A 16,528-nucleotide genomic window follows, 5' to 3' on the forward strand; every position below is an offset into this window, starting at 1 on the left:
GCCTTTCTGGATAAGTCTTTTACTATATTTATGGCCATTAGTGGATCAAATCTCTAGCTCTTCCCATAATTCACTAATAGTTTTATTTTCTATTCTTCCTTCTTTAAATAAATCCTCTGAAGTTTTGAAATTCTGGGAGTAACTGTCTTGATCTCTTGTTAAATAAAAGCCTTCGTTATTTCTGCTAATCCAATAACTTTCATTCTTATAATAAAATCGAAACTCTTCACCCATTGCTACTCTTTGTTTGAATTCATCAAAATGCATATTATATCTCCTGGTGGGCTTATTAGTGGTACTTCATCTAATTAAGTACTTATCTTATCACCGCGTATCAAAAATTTAGAAGATAACTAATAACAGTCATTATAAAAATTTACCGTCAAAAGCGATACTGTTAATAGAGTTAAACAAAAATCCAATTCTGAGAATCAATGTTATCAGTTTTCATAGCCCAGTAATCCTTGAGTACTAACTCTTCTTTATTCTCATCATTCATGTCTTCTAACTTAATAAATCCAGCAATGGAGTCGTGAGCTATAAGATATAGAAACTCATCTTCTAGAGTTAACTTAATTGCTGCGTCGCAAGTTGTATCCCAATGATGGTCACTGTTATGCCAAGTTGAATTATCTCGGATGATGCTGATACTGTTTATTACCTTATTTATCTTTTTAATGATGTATTCATCGTCTATAGTTTCTATCTTTTGTATAACAAAGCGTGGGTATTCATCATCATCGCTAGCCGTGATAGTTTTATTGCTAATCAATAATTTTTGAGTTTCGGTTTCTAATGCAATATTTAGAGCAAAATCTCCTGCATCTTCTACATAGATGTTTAATAGTTTGTTTCCCTTTAATTTATTTAATAAATTTATTTGTTCCTCATCTATTGTACATCTGATTTCAAAATTCATAATAAGTCTCCTTTAATCCACAAAATGTATTTTTTGTTGTTTAAACGCTTTACCGCCGTTTATGTCTACAGCTGGAGTCTTGTCAGAATGAGAAACTGGTCTGAAAGTTACGGCAGTTCCATCTTTAAGTATTCTTAGCTTTTTACCATTTCCAAGATCCTTTTCTTTTATGAAATCTTTTGTTTTTTCCGCAAAGAAGTCTTCGGCAGCATCTATACCTCCTTTTATGTTTCTCACCTTGTTATTGCCGCTTTTACCAATAGTTCCATAATAACCTGAATCATTAGATTTATATTTTATATCGGTTTCTACCTTTTTATTATTATCTGATTTTTTATCTTTTTTCGGGTTATTGTTATTAGGTTTATTTATATGTTTTTTGTCTGTTTTCTTAGCAAGAAATCCACCATTCTTCAACAAGACCGGCTTAATATATTTCTCTCCAAACTGAAAGGCCTGTTGGCCGGGATTTGGAGGAGTTAAAAGAGAAAGTCCTGCTTTAAACCTTTTCGATTTGGTAGCTTTTGAATCCAATATTGTCCGTATATCATCAAGGCCTTTTTTAACTCCAAATTTAAATTCCGATTTTATGCCTTTTCCCCAAGGAATTATAAATGCTGCTGCTGCACCTTTTTCCCACCAAGAAGATTCTGAATCAAATAGGGTTATGAAATCTTCTGTGAAATAATTCACTGTGTCTTTCCATGCTGGACCTAGTATATCCATTACGATATTTGTTTCATCAGACGTCTGATTTGCTCTAGGGTTGGGGATTTTATCAACGAATTCAAAATGAGGACCATTTTTAGTAGGGTATTCTCGAATAATCCTGCCGTCTTTTAGTGTATGATAACTTCCATTCCACTCGTTATAGTAATCCATAACAGGTTCTGTATTTTTGACAAATGGAAACAAAGAGTTGAATTCGTCTTGTGTAATTTCAGCCTTTTCACCAGTCGAAAGAGCCTTCTTACCTTTTGCCATTAGCTTAAAGTCATTATGATAAGTGAAAAACGCACTGTTAAATTGAGTTATATTAAACTCATCTACAGTAATATTATTCTTATCAATCGCATCCCTTATCTTAGTCACATACGTCTTCATCTGCTGTATTTCGTCTTCGGACTGATCCAGCTTACTGGTAGCATTTGAGTCCATTTCGTACAAACCATCAACTGTTTTAGTGATTCTCTTTTTTGCATCGTTTATGGAGTCTAGGAATATGTTATCTTTTACATGTGATACGGAGGCTAAATCACGGACACTATCAAGCTGCTGATTAATCATGTCAGTTGTAGCAGATAGACTGTCCTGTGCTTTCTGCATTTTCTTAGTCAGTACGTCTTCCAGAAACTCCTGGCGGATAAAGCCATTTTCATTCGGTTCGAAGGAGAGGACTTGATCACTGACTGAGCTTAGTGCTTCTTCATATTGTACCAAAAAGCTTTCCATGAATTCGAGGAAGGGCTTGTGTACTTCTTCGTAGAAGAAGCGGATGGAGTCCGCGGTGTTGCCTGCGAATCCATCATGCATGGTTGTGACACCATTAAGGGCTTGCTTGACTTGTTCGACGCTTTCTTTTGTTTTACTGATGAATTCTTTCGTACTGTCAACTTGCTGCTGGATGTCCTGTACATCTAGATTTTTAATTGTTGTCACCACCTAATTTTTCCGTTAGCTAATATCCTAAGGTAATTATAATAAAGGAAAAAAAAGGTGGAAGGGGTAGGGGTGAAAACACGCCTATATTACTAGTATTCTTAAGTAAAGTTATAGAGGAAGGAGACAGAAGTCATAGGGAATGAGAATGAGGAGATCTATTTAAAGAAAATAAGCCGAAATAATCTTAAGCGTAATGCTAACATGTCCTTAAGATCCTTCCGGCTAATTTTTACTTATTGACCTCTTTCATCAAAGAAGAATGATAATGCAACAAATTAATAATCCTCCTCGCCATCTCAGAAGGCGTTGCATCATACCCAGCCCTAATCCACTCCAATATCCACCCATAAATACCATAAGCTCTATAATGAGATACACAGGAGGTACAACTATGAATAAACAAGAGCTGACGAAAAGCTATATTAATGGAGCTTGGGTAGAAGGCGAGGGAGTTTCCTTTCTGATTAAATAAAAATGATCAGCGAGATATTCGCTGATCATTTTTGTGATTTATTTCTATTAGTATAGACTTTTAAGGAATTCATTAAAATCCCTAGATAAAAAGTACATATTTTCCATACCATCATGTTCTTCATCGTGAGCCCGATGGTATATCTCACCAGAATAGTTATTGTCCAGACCAATACATATTTGATTACCACTAGTATCATCAGGTATAGGAAGGAAACCGATATCTATTATTTCATCAAATATATCAATTTTCTTTTCAAGATTATCGTACATGTCACCTATACCGTAAAAAATATTAACTAAACTTTCTCCTGTTTCATCTGAGATTATATATTTGCCTGGGTCAGGGTAACGGTCATTATAATTTAACAAACAAAAATGATCTGTAAGCTGTTGGGAGATTAATGTTATGGTCTTGTTCAAAGCTCTCTAATTGCTTGATAGTTAAGTCTTCATGTATCTTTTCTTTTAGTTCCCATTTTGGAGCTCTTTTAAATGAATGCTTTAATTGACATGAAGGCATTTATCTATACGGAGCGTATGTGACAAGTATCATACTGCGCAGAAAATTATCTAATCTCGTCAGTCTAGCTATACAAAATAGAGTGCTTTTAAGATGAAACTTTGCAAATGCTCGGAGTAAAATATATAAGAGTCCTTTTGTTAAGGACTCTTATATATTTAGACTAGGATTCTCTATTATTCTTTAAATACTCTTCAATTATTTTTAGATCTCTTTTTCTATTCTCGTTCGGTTTAATACCCAATTTTTCATATTCCCAAAATACTTGTTGCTCATAGTTATCTACATTTTGCAAACTGTTATAACTGTAATCAATGTTTAGCTTTCCATTTGAAGATAATTCAAGTGTTAGATTGGTCCAGGGTTCTTGATTTTGACTTTTAAATTCACTCCATAGTTCTCTAAAATAATGATATAACTGTTGTAATTGCTCATCAACTTCATCTTCATCAACGTTGTCTATATGTTCAATATCCAAACTGTAAACAGGATTATTTTTATTGAGTGCATAGTAATAAAAGTAAGTTCTATTACTCCATTCAGTAACTTCTGAATACAACAGTACTTTATCCCAATCCTCAGGAATGATAGTGTTTAATTGTTGTCCGATACTTTGGTAGAGTTCTTCCATTCTTTCTGTATTCATCTATTTACCTCCATAAACATTTTCTAATACCTCAACGAATTTCCTATCATCTATTCTGTATTTTATTTCAAATCTATAACTATAGATTTAATTTCTAACATCTTTTTCTCCACCTTTTTAGCTAATATATCAACATGCGCATTTCTCAATTCTGTTTTTGATCCTACTACTGTTTTTTCGTTTTCAAAAAAATTTGCTCTCCACATCTTCTATTTGGGTTTATACTGAAGTCTAAGCTTTCTATTTGTTCCGGACTTTTTAATGTAATAAATACTTCTCTTACCGTTTATAGTTAAGTAGATTAACTCCCAAATTAAGTAAAGGTGAACAGCTGGCAGCTACATTGGAGTTTGGTATGTCACATATTAACGACCAAACTGTAAACGCAGTAGATTTCTGTGCAGGTGGAGACGAGAGAGTTTCCTATCTTATTTTTAAAAAAAGCTCAGCGAGATTATCGCTGAGCTTTTTTAAATTTATTTCTATTTAATATAGACTCTTAAGAAATTCATTAAAAAACCTCCATTATTATTTAACAGAAATTATTTGTAAGTTTTTGGGAGGTTAATGTTATGGCCTAGTTCGAAGCTCTTTAATTGATTGATAGTTAATTCTTCATGTATCTTTTCAATGATCATGTTCTTCCCACTCCTTAAATAATTCCCATTTAGAGTGCTTTTAAATGAATTTTAATTATCTTTATCTTCATAAAGATTTCCAAGAGGTTAAACATTTAATCACTTCAGCGCTAATAATCACTTACATCTGTTTGTATAAATGTTAATAGTAAAGTATCAAACAGCGATATCCTGATAACCAACCTCAATGACTTTTTCATTCAACAAACGTATGCCTAAACCATTCTCTGTATCCCAATTGCAATTGAATGTAATCCTGACATCTCTACCTTCAAATATATCGGTATAAGGAACAACTATACCATCTAGATTTATCATCGCTAAAATTTGGTCTGTGGTTTCGACTAATGGGTAGTATTCATTTACTTCAACATCATATCCCAGTTCATGTCTTTTTTGTTTGTAATAGTCTAATATAGATGTTAATAATTTTGGTTGTATTTCATTCCATTTTTCAAGAAATGACTGAAACGCTATATATTGACCTTGTTCAAACTGACCATCTTCTTCACCATCTATCATCAAGTCAATCTCAATTTCTTTTCCGAAAAAATTAATAGAAGTTACTTTAGACCAACCGTATTCGTACTCAAGGTTACCGAATACAGTAACAAATTTAGTTATCTTCATCTTCATAAAGATTTCCAAGAAACTCATCTATGTTATTCGCTAAGAAATACATTTTACTCATATTCTCATTATCTCCTTGCTCGTTCTCATGATCCCAAAAATATATATTATCGTAATAAGGATCCTTAGTGCCCAGACATATTACGTTTCCACCAGGATCATATGCAATGGGTACAAATCCTGTTGGCAATCTATATTCATATACGTCGATATAATCAGATAGATCACTTTCTTCATCACCAATTCCAAAGAAATGGTCTATAACACTAACACCCTTTTCAACTGATATTTCAAACATACTAGGTTTTGGATATCCGCCATTCCAATTAAGTAGGAAACCTTTGTATCTTTCTGGTAAATTAACATTATATTCAGTTTCAAAGTTTTTGATCTCTTCTAAGGAAATCCTCTCATAAGAACTTATAATTTTAACCATATAGAGAACTCCTATTGCTTATTTTTAGTAACGTTTGATACACCACTAGAATGAGTAAACTCCGCATATATTTTTGCCGTCCTATATCCTCTAGGTGCTTACTCATAACTTGTAGTAGCAATAAAGTCAAAAGCAACAGTTGAACTAATCTCATGGTTATATTCAAAATTATATATTAGAATTACTGCATTATATGATTTCCTTAGGTTTGTACTATTTTTGATTTTTGGGATGATAATTTCTTCATACGAACATCCATCTAACAATGCAGAAACATCACTACTACTATTTTTATAGACAGCTTTTTCTATAGTATCCTCATCTGTTTCATCCATATCAATATTAAAATCGATAAAGAATTGAGAAGGGACAGACTCACCATCCTCATCATACGTTAGATCAACATACTCACCTATAGAGTCCTCATCATTAATATTCCCTAGCCAAATTGAAACCCATCCTTGTTTTTCCATTATAGTATCCTCCTATTCTAATCTTAGACCTTCCGGTAATGACGAAACCCCACCCTCTAATCTATAATTAGCCCAATTATTAAGTCGTCTTACAAATGTATAATAGTCACTAGAAGTATCTATTATTGCTAACAATTCATTATGTGCTTTAGTTGAGCCTAATCCTCCGTGAACACCGTTTGGATTGATAAATTTGACATCAGATATAGCTGTTCGTAAATCTTTAATCTCTTCAGCGCTTATATCCCAATACTTAAATTGTGGAGCCCTTGAAACTAGGTGCCACTCATGTAGACCTCCAGGTTCCCTAAGCTGACGCTCAATTTTCTTTCTAACCTTTTTATCTTTCCAAAGTTCGTCTAGTTCACTACTTGTAAGGGAATTGAAGAATTTATTAAAATTCCCACTCTTTGCAGTTGGTATATCATCAACAGTTAATTTGGTATCTTTAGCATTGCCTATCCCCTTAGAATCCTTAACCTCATCAACCTTCCCAGGCTTCGCATCAGGAAGTCCCTTTCCAGCAGCCGTACTATCGGACAGGTCATCTATCCAACTTTTCCAAGAAGTTGCGCCAAATTCATAAACGTCTTTGCCAGCTTTAAAAGGTTTCCCAGTGGTAAATAAAAGAGCTATGGAATACTCACCTAAAGATGCATTAGGATCTGCAAGCGTTATTAAGTCTCCAAATACATAATTAAAGCCGCCAATAGTACCGTCTTTCACTACTTTCTTGGAATCTTCCTGTTTAAGCTCCTTCAAATCCTCCCGATTCTCCGGAATACTGGAAACAAATTCAAAGGCCATTTTTGATACAGCTGAGTCAGAGTTTGGATCAGTGTAGGCTCTGATGATTCGGCCATCTTCTAAAGTAAAGTACTCGCCATCCCATTCAAATTGATCATCTTGAACTGTTTTGCTGGCTTTGATTTGATCTTGCAGAGCTTTGTACTCTTGTTCCGTGAGGGGAATTGGTTTGTCGCTTGTTAACGCTTGTCTGCCGTCAGCTTGTAATTTGAAGTCTTTATAGAAATTCTTCTTCGTCAGCTGTTCCGAGCTGTAACTATCGACAGTAATATTATTCTTATCAATTACATCCTTTATCTTAGCTAAATAAGTCTTCATCTGCTCAATATCCTGTTGGGGTTTATCAAGCTTCTTAGCAGCATTGGCGTCCATGTCATACATATTCGACAGTGTTTCTGATAGTTTCTCTTTTCCCTTGTTGATGGAATTGATGAAAGGCTCACTATCTATAGAAGGTATATTCACAATGTCTTTGACATATAAAAGCTGTTGGTTAATGTCGATTGATGTTGAGGTTAAACTTGTGGAAGCTTTCACCAGCCTGTTCTTTAGTTCATCTACTAAAAATTCTTCCCGAATAAATCCATGCTCGTCCGATTCGAAGGAAAGAACTTCTTCATTAACAGACGATAGTGTCTCTTCATATTGTATCAAAAAGCTGTTCATGAACTCGAGGAAAGGCTTGTGTGTTTCTTCAAAAAAGGAGCGGATGGAATCGGCGGTATTGCCTTCAAATCCATCGTGAAGTGCCGTAACGCCATTGAGGGCTTGTTTGACTTGTTCGACGCTTTCCTTTGTTTGTTTGATAAATTTCTTTGTGCTTTTAATCTGCTGATGGATGTCCTGTACATCTAAATTTTTAATTGTCTTCACCACCTGATATATCCGTTAGCTGTTCATTACTTGTAATTATAATAAAGGAAAATTTTGGTGGAAGGGGGAATGGCAAAAATACTTCTTTTTTACCAGCTCTAAATAGTCGTTTTTTGGAAAAACGCGACAGAAGCCTTAGGAACTATAAGAGGGTTATATATGTAGTGATAAAGCTGAAAGGAATAGTCAACCTGGAGAGACTGCTTATCATTACTTACTGTAGGAAATATGAGGGTATAACGAATAGATCCAATCGCCGAAGTTAAACAAAAGCATATCTGAGATGAATCGCGTTAACCGTTTCGCCTGACAGTAGCTTAGCTCAAACTGATATTATTCTCCTTCTCTTGATATGAGTTATAGCAGTGGTACGGAATATGTCCGAGATAATGGAGATCTTACACCAGAAGATGGTCAGCTTTACACGCAATTATGAAGTGAAAGCAGGAGAAACGGTAAAAGGTTATGCAGCTTACAGCAGCCTTGGAAACAGTCATGAATGAAGGATCAGCTTTAATTGATGTGCTAGAAGCGCAAACAAAGCCGGGGTGATTTCAGTAATCCAATCGGAAGCCCTGGTAAAGTTTACTCAAAAAAAATGTTATGATTTGCGTTTTAAATAAAATCATAATCAGAGGATATATTACCCACTAAGAAATATGGATTTTTATAAGTCTCCATAAATTATATAATCACTGTCGGTTTGCTAATTGTCTCTTTTGGTTATTTGCAATGACAAGATGAATTATCATCCAAGTGATTTGAATTGCTAATGGGATAAGAAAGGCTAGAAGCAGTACGAAAAAGCTAATCATTTTCGCTGTGTATGTTTGTTCCACTCCAGCTGCATCTACACTTCTCATCCAAACAAAAATCGAACTTGCTATGAAAGCGATGAACAAAATAACATTAACGGTCCACCAAGCTATCCATGATATTTTCATAAAGTCCCTCACTTATTGGTTTATTTTACTATACCGCTATGCGTATCATGAAACAATGTGCAAAAATAAATGATAACATCCCTATAGGTTAGATGATTCCTATTGCAGACAGGATTTTCCCAATAAGTACTTGACTTTGTATCAAGTACTTTTTTGCATAAAGTGGTTATACGTGTATAATATTTTTAAGAAAAGCGAGAAATGGGGGAGATCAAATGGTACAGTCAATCAATACAAAAGTCGATTTGGTAATTGATGCGACCTCACATGTAGGGATGGCAGCGTATGGCAAGATCATGATTGGGAATAAAGGGTTTGAATTCTTCAATGATCGTGATGCACGCAAGTTCATTCAGATTCCTTGGGAAGAAGTAGATCTTGTGATTGCTTCCGTCATGTTCAAAGGGAAATGGATTCCGCGTTATGCGATCCAAACGAAGCGGAATGGGACATATTCATTTTCTTCTAAAGATCCAAAAAGAGTTTTCCGGGCAATTCGTGAATACGTCGATCCGAATCACTTGGTAAAATCATTAGGAGTCTTTGATGTAGTCAAACGCGGTTTAAAGAGTAAAACAAGCAAGTAATACAGAAACAAGACAGGCTGGAATTTGTCATTAGGGACAGGTTACAGAATTGCATTTTTTTCTTGAAAGGGAAAAATTGCTGTGCTACAATACTTTTGAAAGTTCACTAAAGCGATTTAAGCGCTCATTTTTTTGATTCATAACTAAAGCGCTTGCAAAATAAAATTGAATAGCCATTGCAATTATTTTTTTACGTGTTACTGATTCGATCAGGCATGAGTGAAAAAGTATTGATTAAAACGAAGTATAAGGTTCATCTATACCTATGCTTTCATTTAGTCTACTTTTCGCTCATGCCTTTATTGTTTTTTATCGGAAATGTAACCGCTTTAGTTGAACTGGACATGTTCAGTCAAGCTTTCACTACAATACTAATAGGAGGTAAAAAGATGGTAGGAATTGTTATTGCCACTCACGGTGAATTTGCCACTGGTATCTTGCAATCCGGGACGATGATCTTTGGTGAACAAGAGAATGTAAGAGCTGTTACATTGATGCCGAGCGAAGGACCTGCTGACGTAAAGTTAAAAATGGAAAAAGCAATCGCCTCTTTCGACAATCAAGATGAAGTATTATTCTTAGTCGATCTTTGGGGCGGAACGCCTTTCAACCAAGCCAACAGCTTGGTTGAAAACCACAAGGAAAAATGGGCGATCGTTGCTGGTTTGAACTTGGCCATGCTGATCGAAACTTTTGCATCTCGTTTTTCCATGGACACAGCACATGAAATTGCTGCACATATTTTGGGCAGTGCGAAAGAAGCGGTAAAAGTACAACCGGAAGAATTGGAACCAGCAGCTCCTGCTCCAGCTGCTAACGGGCCATCCAATACTGGTACCCCGGGTACATTTGAATACGTATTGGCACGTATCGATACGCGTTTGCTTCACGGTCAAGTCGCGACAGCTTGGACAAAGAATACAAGACCTACGCGTATCATCGTTGTATCGGATGAAGTAGCAAAGGATGACCTTCGTAAGAAACTGATCCAGCAGGCTGCTCCTTCAGGCGTAAAGGCCCACGTTGTTCCTGTCCATAAAATGATCGAACTTGCAAAAGATGATCAGCATTTTGGAGGTCAGCGCGCGCTGCTTCTCTTCGAAAACCCGCAAGATGCACTCAGAGCGGTGGAAGGCGGCGTACCACTAAAGACGATCAACGTTGGTTCGATGGCACATTCACCTGGTAAAGTGCAGCCGAATAAGGTACTTGCCTTCAGCCAGGATGATATCGATACGTTCGCTAAGCTGAAAGAACATGGTCTCAATTTCGATGTCCGCAAAGTGCCGGGCGATTCAAAAGGCAATATGGAAGACATTTTGAGAAGAGCGCAAGCAGAGTTAAATAAACAGAAATAATCCTGACTATCAGATAAAAAGGAGGATTAATAATCATGGATTTGACGATGATTCAAATCATATTAGTTGTTATCGTGGCATTTTTAGCCGGTGTCGAAGGAATCCTGGATGAATTCCATTTCCATCAGCCAATCATTGCCTGTACGTTGATCGGCTTGGTTACAGGAGAACTGGTACCTTGTCTTATCTTGGGCGGAACCTTGCAGTTGATCGCTTTGGGATGGGCAAATATCGGGGCGGCTGTAGCACCGGATGCGGCATTGGCGTCCGTGGCATCTGCAATCATTTTAGTTTTAGGTGGTCAAGGTGAAGAAGGCGTTACTTCTGCAATCGCAATTGCAGTGCCGCTTGCAGTTGCAGGTCTGCTTTTGACAATCATCGTCCGTACGCTTGCAACAGGGATCGTGCATTTAATGGATGCGGCAGCGAAGGAAGGGAACTTCAGAAGAGTGGACATGTGGCATATCATCGCCATCATCATGCAAGGTCTGCGTATTGCCATCCCAGCTGCATTGATCGTGGCGATTGGCGCAGCTCCGGTTAGAGACTTGCTGCAAGCAATGCCATCTTGGCTGACAGACGGTTTGGCAGTCGGCGGGGGAATGGTAGTAGCCGTAGGTTATGCAATGGTTATCAACATGATGGCGACAAGAGAAGTATGGCCATTCTTCGCAATTGGTTTTGTATTAGCTACAATCCCGTCCATCACACTTCTAGGTCTTGGCGGTATCGGCGTAGCGCTTGCACTTATTTATCTGGCACTTACAAAACAAGGCGGTTCTGGTAATGGCGGAAACGGAAATACTGGCGATCCGTTAGGCAAAATCATCGATGACTATTAAAAAGGAGGAGGAGAAAAAATGGCAGAACAATTGAAGTTATCCAAAAGAGATCGCGTTTCTATTTGGTGGCGTTCCACCTTCATTCAAGGCTCTTGGAACTATGAGCGTATGCAAAACGGTGGCTGGGCATTTTCCATGATTCCCGCAATCAAAAGATTATATAAAACAAAAGAAGATCGTGCTGCTGCATTGCAGCGTCACTTGGAATTCTTTAATACACACCCATATGTTGCTTCCCCGATCATCGGAGTAACGCTGGCACTGGAAGAAGAACGTGCCAATGGGGCGCCTGTTGATGACAAGGCCATTCAAGGGGTAAAAGTCGGGATGATGGGACCGTTGGCAGGTATCGGTGATCCAACTTTCTGGTTCACGGTGAAACCGATTCTTGGTGCATTGGCTGCTTCTCTTGCTTTGACCGGTAACATACTCGGTCCGATTCTGTACTTCGTATTATGGAACCTCATTCGTATGGGATTCACATGGTATACGCAGGAACTTGGTTACAAAGCAGGTTCCAAGATCACCGAAGACTTATCTGGCGGACTGCTGCAGGATATCACCAAGGGCGCCTCGATACTCGGGATGTTCATATTAGGATCACTGGTAAATAGATGGGTATCCGTCGCATTCGCGCCAACTGTATCGGAAGTGCAGCTCGACGAAGGTGCTTATATCGACTGGGATGAATTGCCTGCTGGTTCTGAAGGAATAAAAACGGCGCTGGAACAACAAGCCGCCGGCCGATCATTAAGTGACACGAGCGTAACGACTTTACAAGATAACTTGGACAGCTTGATTCCTGGTTTGGCTGGACTCTTGATCACACTGCTCTGCATGTGGCTGCTCCGTAAAAAAGTTTCTCCGATTGTGATGATCCTAGGATTGTTCGTGATCGGTATTGTCTTCCACTCCATCGGTTTGATGTAATAAGTAATTCTATAAACACTTGAGAAGTACCTCCTGGTATGATGAACTTATCAACGAGGAGGTACTTTTTCTTAAGGTACTTCGAATCAAAAAGATTATCTTAGGGGGCTGCTATGCTTACTATCGGTTATATCGGAAATGGGAAAAGCACGAATAGATATCATCTGCCATTTGTATTGCAAAGAGAGAATATCAAAGTGAAAACAATTTATCGAAGAAATCCTGATCGTGATAATTGGGATAAGATTGCAGGAGTGAATTATACTTCTGATTTAGATGAATTATTGAACGACAATGACATTCAGCTCATCGTCATTTGCACAAAACATGACAGCCATTACGAATACGCAAAACTCGTACTGGAACATAACAAACACAGTTTGGTGGAAAAGCCATTTATGGAAACCTCCGAACAAGCAAAAGAAATATTTGCTTTGGCCAAAGAAAAAGGACTGCTTGTACAGGCGTATCAAAACAGACGATTTGACAGTGATTTCTTGACTGTGCAAAAGGTCATCGAAGAAGGGAAACTAGGGGATTTGCTGGAAGTGGAAATGCATTATGACTATTATCGTCCCGAAGTACCCGAGTCCGCTACTTCCTTTGATCCTGCGGAGTCCTATTTATACGGCCACGGCTGTCATACCCTCGATCAAGTCATCAGCTATTTCGGCAAGCCCGATCATATCCATTACGATGTGAGGCAATTATTGGGACAAGGAAGAATGAATGATTATTTTGATCTCGACTTATATTACGGCAGATTGAAAGTATCGGTGAAATCCAGCTACTTCAGACTGAAAGAAAGACCAAGCTTCGTCGTCCATGGCAAAAAAGGGACCTTTGTGAAAGAAACGAAAGATCGCCAGGAAGAACATCTAAAGCTATTTTACATGCCGGATAACAAAAACTTTGGTATCGATACTCTAGCTCATTATGGTGTACTCACCTATATCGATGAAGACGGTACTGTCCACGAAGAAAAAGTGAAATCCGTGGATGGGGATTACGGGAGAGTATATGATGACGTGTATGAAGCTATCGTGAATGGTAAAGAGAAAACCATTACGGATGAGCAGACAGTGCTGCAGATGGAGATGTTGGAGACTGGGGTCAAGAACTTGAAGTAATTGAAGATGCATTTGCATGTACGAAAGAAACTGGAGTCAGCTAAAGCTGGCTCCAGTTATTTTTTTATCCAGTATTTAATCTTATATTTAAGTATCTATTTTCTCGCTTCATCTGGCTATCTGCAGAAAACACATGTAACGGTAATACATACAGTTTTATCTGGGGTTTCAGGTCATTCTACTGGTTCACACCTTCACCTGGGGCATCGAATGGATTTGAATTCGACAAAGTGGGATGTGTAGAATGATTCCATTTAAAAGGATCTGTATAGAGGTTGCTTCCTTCGAGCGCTTTTATCCCAGCCTATTTATTTATATTTAGTGGAAATATTACAGTTCCAAGATCACCTTTCTTTTCTGCTGTCTTGTTAACTTCTGCATATCCAGCCACACTACTTACGATAATGGTCCCTATTAGTATCAACGAGAAAACAACTTTCTTCATAATATCTCCTCCTTTTTAAATAGAAGCTAAAAGATAGTATCTTGTTGCAAGCTCGTATTGCTTAGTTTCAGTATAATGCTGGGCTAGCTCTTTTGAATAGAGCCTTACGTTAAATAAATCGTTAACTTTCTTAAAATATTCTATACCTTCTTGCCAAACGCTTTCATAGTTCACCCTATCCTCGAATTTTTTGTGCAACATGGCAAATTCCCACTTCATTGTTAAATCGTCTTTATCAATACTTTTCTGGAAACCTTCCGTATAAGCCTCCATAGCTTTGGAAGGATGATTGATTTTCCAATAAGAATCGGCTAACAGGTATAAAATCTTCAAATGGATCCGTTCTTGTTTGTTTTTACGTGCTTCTTCCAGATAACGAATAGCTGTTTCCGGCAGTTCCCGTTGCACATATAGAAGTCCAAGGTTGAGGTTGGTAGTGGTTATGAAATTCTGATTATCTATATTGTTGTAAGATATTAATGCTTTATGGAGATGTTCTTCCGACAATTCGAAATCTTGAAGATCCATGTAATTCATACCTTGCAGCATTTCTGCCCGGGCAAGAAGAAACTCGAATGTCTTATGTGGTTTTAGGGCTTCTATAGCTCTTTCTGCATGTAAAGCTGACAAAGTAGTAATATCAAGGAAATAATAAGTCATGGCTTTACGAAGGTGAAATTCACCTATCTCTACAGGGTCTTGTAATTGGTTTAGATACTTTTCGGCTTTCTCAAAGCAATGAAGAGCATCTTGGTAATGTTTTTCTTCATAGAATAGTATTCCTTCTGCTAAGTGTAAATAATGTCGGTGGGTATCATGGAAGTGGTCAAGATATGTTTTGGCATTGTCAATCGCAACAGCGCTATTCACGAGGTCTTTTTGCATTAAGTAGAAGCGGCTTTCCAGCAAGATAAATCTAATGAGAGTATCGGTACTGAAGTCGTTGATGAAGTCTTTTAGGTATTCACGGATATTAGCAGCTGCTTCTCTTTTATCCAGACGAATACTGATAGACCAATTGACCAATTGAGCTTTAATATCGTCAACTGGCTTGGAGATATTCTGTCCCATGGTATAGTGCAACGCTCCTTCAAATATAGTTACTTAATCAATTTTACCATTTTTTGTCGTTTTGCGGGTTGCGAATGTGTATACACGAAATGGGAGTATAATGCGATTTTAGGAGCTTATATTTCCTATTATGATTCATATTGAAGGAGATTTTAATCAATCAATCGCCCCTTATTGTTTATTCATTTCATAATCCTCAGCCGTATGCTACAATCATATGGTACCCACGTACCGTATAATAAGACATTCAGTTATAGATACTTCCCTTTAGGAAAGAAGGTGTTTTACGTGAATGATGCAGAAGAAATTAAAGTTACCCATAGATCGACAAATGATAAGGATCAGCTGATTAAACGCTTGAAACGGATAGAGGGTCAGGTGCGCGGTATCCAAAGCATGATTGAAAATGACCGATATTGTGTGGATATTCTTACGCAAATCTCTGCTATAAACGCAGCGATGAATAAAGTAGGCTTTCATTTATTGGAACAACATACACACCATTGTGTATCGGATGCGATAAAGGATGGAGATGGAGAAGAAGCCATCCAGGAATTGATGGAAGTATTTAAAAGGTTTTCTAAAACGTCCTGATAGCAGCCGGCCATTATATGCTGGCTTCCATTTTATATATTATCATACCTAACGAGGGTATAGTAGGATAAGGACGATTTAATGCAAGGGAAAACGGAATTATACCAATAAGCGGCAATTTAAGCTTGATTAAAGGAATAGCCCAAGAAAAACCTCATGAGATACGATCTCGGCATATTAGATTTGCTTCTCTGGATTAGCTAAGTCGTATATGTGCAATAATAAAAATGAAACGAAACACTTTGATTACCCTACAGGGGTATGGTAATATTGTGGTGAAGAAACAAAACAAGGAGGAATTTATAATGGAACAAGTAACTCTCAATGTACAAGGAATGTCTTGCGCACATTGCGTGAATGCTATAGAAGGAAATGTAGGGAAGCTTAATGGTGTGGATACTGTAAAAGTAAATCTTGATGAAGCAAAAGTGGCTGTTACATTTGATCCTAATACAGTAGCCCTTGATGAAATTAAGGATGTCATTGAAGAACAGGGTTATGACGTAGCGTAACCTTAGAATAAAAAACACATCGGATCGTGTCTGTCCT

General features: G+C 37.4%; 21 protein-coding genes. 8 read left to right on the top strand and 13 right to left on the bottom strand.

Annotation, left to right across the window (positions count from 1 at the left end):
• Positions 1-45: 45 nt before the first annotated feature.
• From AB1K91_RS01625 to AB1K91_RS01670, 10 genes are all read right to left on the bottom strand, one after another.
• A complete protein-coding gene (locus AB1K91_RS01625) occupies positions 46-267 on the bottom strand; it encodes a hypothetical protein (RefSeq protein WP_413087585.1) in 222 nt (73 codons plus the stop codon).
• 139 nt (positions 268-406) lie between these two features.
• Complete coding sequence (locus AB1K91_RS01630) at positions 407-919, bottom strand: hypothetical protein (RefSeq protein WP_413087586.1); 513 nt, start codon at positions 917-919, stop codon at positions 407-409.
• A gap of 12 nt (positions 920-931) precedes the next feature.
• The gene (locus AB1K91_RS01635; protein WP_413087587.1) at positions 932-2,581 is read right to left on the bottom strand and encodes a ribonuclease YeeF family protein; all 1,650 of its coding nucleotides are present in this window, start codon (positions 2,579-2,581) and stop codon (positions 932-934) included.
• 229 nt (positions 2,582-2,810) lie between these two features.
• Positions 2,811-2,984: a TetR-like C-terminal domain-containing protein gene (locus AB1K91_RS01640; protein ID WP_413087588.1), complete on the bottom strand. Its 174-nt coding sequence runs from the start codon at positions 2,982-2,984 to the stop codon at positions 2,811-2,813.
• 116 nt (positions 2,985-3,100) lie between these two features.
• Positions 3,101-3,475: an SMI1/KNR4 family protein gene (locus AB1K91_RS01645; RefSeq protein WP_413087589.1), complete on the bottom strand. Its 375-nt coding sequence runs from the start codon at positions 3,473-3,475 to the stop codon at positions 3,101-3,103.
• A gap of 263 nt (positions 3,476-3,738) precedes the next feature.
• The gene (locus tag AB1K91_RS01650) at positions 3,739-4,221 is read right to left on the bottom strand and encodes an immunity protein YezG family protein (protein ID WP_413087590.1); all 483 of its coding nucleotides are present in this window, start codon (positions 4,219-4,221) and stop codon (positions 3,739-3,741) included.
• A gap of 794 nt (positions 4,222-5,015) precedes the next feature.
• The gene (locus tag AB1K91_RS01655; RefSeq protein WP_413087784.1) at positions 5,016-5,489 is read right to left on the bottom strand and encodes a DUF6985 domain-containing protein; all 474 of its coding nucleotides are present in this window, start codon (positions 5,487-5,489) and stop codon (positions 5,016-5,018) included.
• Positions 5,476-5,925, bottom strand: coding sequence for an SMI1/KNR4 family protein (locus tag AB1K91_RS01660; RefSeq protein WP_413087591.1), 450 nt, complete (start codon positions 5,923-5,925; stop codon positions 5,476-5,478). The genes AB1K91_RS01655 and AB1K91_RS01660 overlap by 14 nt, the downstream gene beginning before the upstream one ends.
• A gap of 98 nt (positions 5,926-6,023) precedes the next feature.
• Complete coding sequence (locus tag AB1K91_RS01665) at positions 6,024-6,398, bottom strand: immunity 22 family protein (RefSeq protein WP_413087592.1); 375 nt, start codon at positions 6,396-6,398, stop codon at positions 6,024-6,026.
• A gap of 12 nt (positions 6,399-6,410) precedes the next feature.
• The gene (locus tag AB1K91_RS01670; RefSeq protein ID WP_413087593.1) at positions 6,411-8,078 is read right to left on the bottom strand and encodes a T7SS effector LXG polymorphic toxin; all 1,668 of its coding nucleotides are present in this window, start codon (positions 8,076-8,078) and stop codon (positions 6,411-6,413) included.
• Positions 8,079-8,443: 365 nt separating this feature from the next.
• Here AB1K91_RS01670 and AB1K91_RS01675 point away from each other — a divergent pair, with 365 nt between their 5' ends.
• Positions 8,444-8,581, top strand: a complete 138-nt coding sequence (locus AB1K91_RS01675) for a hypothetical protein (protein ID WP_413087594.1) — start codon at positions 8,444-8,446, stop codon at positions 8,579-8,581.
• A gap of 189 nt (positions 8,582-8,770) precedes the next feature.
• Here the strand turns inward: AB1K91_RS01675 and AB1K91_RS01680 are convergent, their stop codons facing one another.
• Positions 8,771-9,022, bottom strand: coding sequence for a DUF3923 family protein (locus tag AB1K91_RS01680; protein WP_413087595.1), 252 nt, complete (start codon positions 9,020-9,022; stop codon positions 8,771-8,773).
• 215 nt (positions 9,023-9,237) lie between these two features.
• Between AB1K91_RS01680 and AB1K91_RS01685 the strand changes: the two genes are divergently transcribed.
• The 5 genes from AB1K91_RS01685 (at position 9,238) to AB1K91_RS01705 (ending at position 13,869) form a co-directional block, all read left to right on the top strand.
• Entirely contained in the window at positions 9,238-9,609 is a 372-nt protein-coding gene (locus tag AB1K91_RS01685; protein WP_413087596.1) for a DUF956 family protein, read from the top strand.
• Positions 9,610-9,998: 389 nt separating this feature from the next.
• Entirely contained in the window at positions 9,999-10,967 is a 969-nt protein-coding gene (locus AB1K91_RS01690) for a mannose/fructose/sorbose PTS transporter subunit IIA (RefSeq protein WP_413087597.1), read from the top strand.
• Positions 10,968-11,002: 35 nt separating this feature from the next.
• Entirely contained in the window at positions 11,003-11,809 is an 807-nt protein-coding gene (locus tag AB1K91_RS01695) for a PTS mannose/fructose/sorbose transporter subunit IIC (RefSeq protein ID WP_413087598.1), read from the top strand.
• A gap of 18 nt (positions 11,810-11,827) precedes the next feature.
• Positions 11,828-12,739 carry a PTS system mannose/fructose/sorbose family transporter subunit IID gene (locus AB1K91_RS01700; protein ID WP_413087599.1) on the top strand — a complete coding sequence of 304 codons (912 nt, stop codon included), beginning with the start codon at positions 11,828-11,830 and terminating at the stop codon, positions 12,737-12,739.
• A 113-nt stretch (positions 12,740-12,852) separates the two neighbouring features.
• Positions 12,853-13,869 carry an oxidoreductase gene (locus AB1K91_RS01705; RefSeq protein WP_413087600.1) on the top strand — a complete coding sequence of 339 codons (1,017 nt, stop codon included), beginning with the start codon at positions 12,853-12,855 and terminating at the stop codon, positions 13,867-13,869.
• 304 nt (positions 13,870-14,173) lie between these two features.
• Here the strand turns inward: AB1K91_RS01705 and AB1K91_RS01710 are convergent, their stop codons facing one another.
• Positions 14,174-14,314: a hypothetical protein gene (locus AB1K91_RS01710; protein ID WP_413087601.1), complete on the bottom strand. Its 141-nt coding sequence runs from the start codon at positions 14,312-14,314 to the stop codon at positions 14,174-14,176.
• Positions 14,315-14,329: 15 nt separating this feature from the next.
• The gene (locus AB1K91_RS01715) at positions 14,330-15,385 is read right to left on the bottom strand and encodes a tetratricopeptide repeat protein (protein WP_413087602.1); all 1,056 of its coding nucleotides are present in this window, start codon (positions 15,383-15,385) and stop codon (positions 14,330-14,332) included.
• A 288-nt stretch (positions 15,386-15,673) separates the two neighbouring features.
• Here AB1K91_RS01715 and AB1K91_RS01720 point away from each other — a divergent pair, with 288 nt between their 5' ends.
• Both AB1K91_RS01720 and copZ read left to right on the top strand, forming a co-directional pair.
• Complete coding sequence (locus tag AB1K91_RS01720; RefSeq protein WP_413087603.1) at positions 15,674-15,979, top strand: metal-sensing transcriptional repressor; 306 nt, start codon at positions 15,674-15,676, stop codon at positions 15,977-15,979.
• Between the two features lie 305 nt (positions 15,980-16,284).
• On the top strand, positions 16,285-16,491 hold the full coding sequence (gene copZ, locus AB1K91_RS01725) for a copper chaperone CopZ (protein WP_413087604.1): 207 nt from the start codon (positions 16,285-16,287) through the stop codon (positions 16,489-16,491).
• Positions 16,492-16,528: the final 37 nt, after the last annotated feature.

The organism is Terribacillus jepli, assembly GCF_047228925.1.
Taxonomy (GTDB): Bacteria; Bacillota; Bacilli; order Bacillales; family Amphibacillaceae; genus Terribacillus.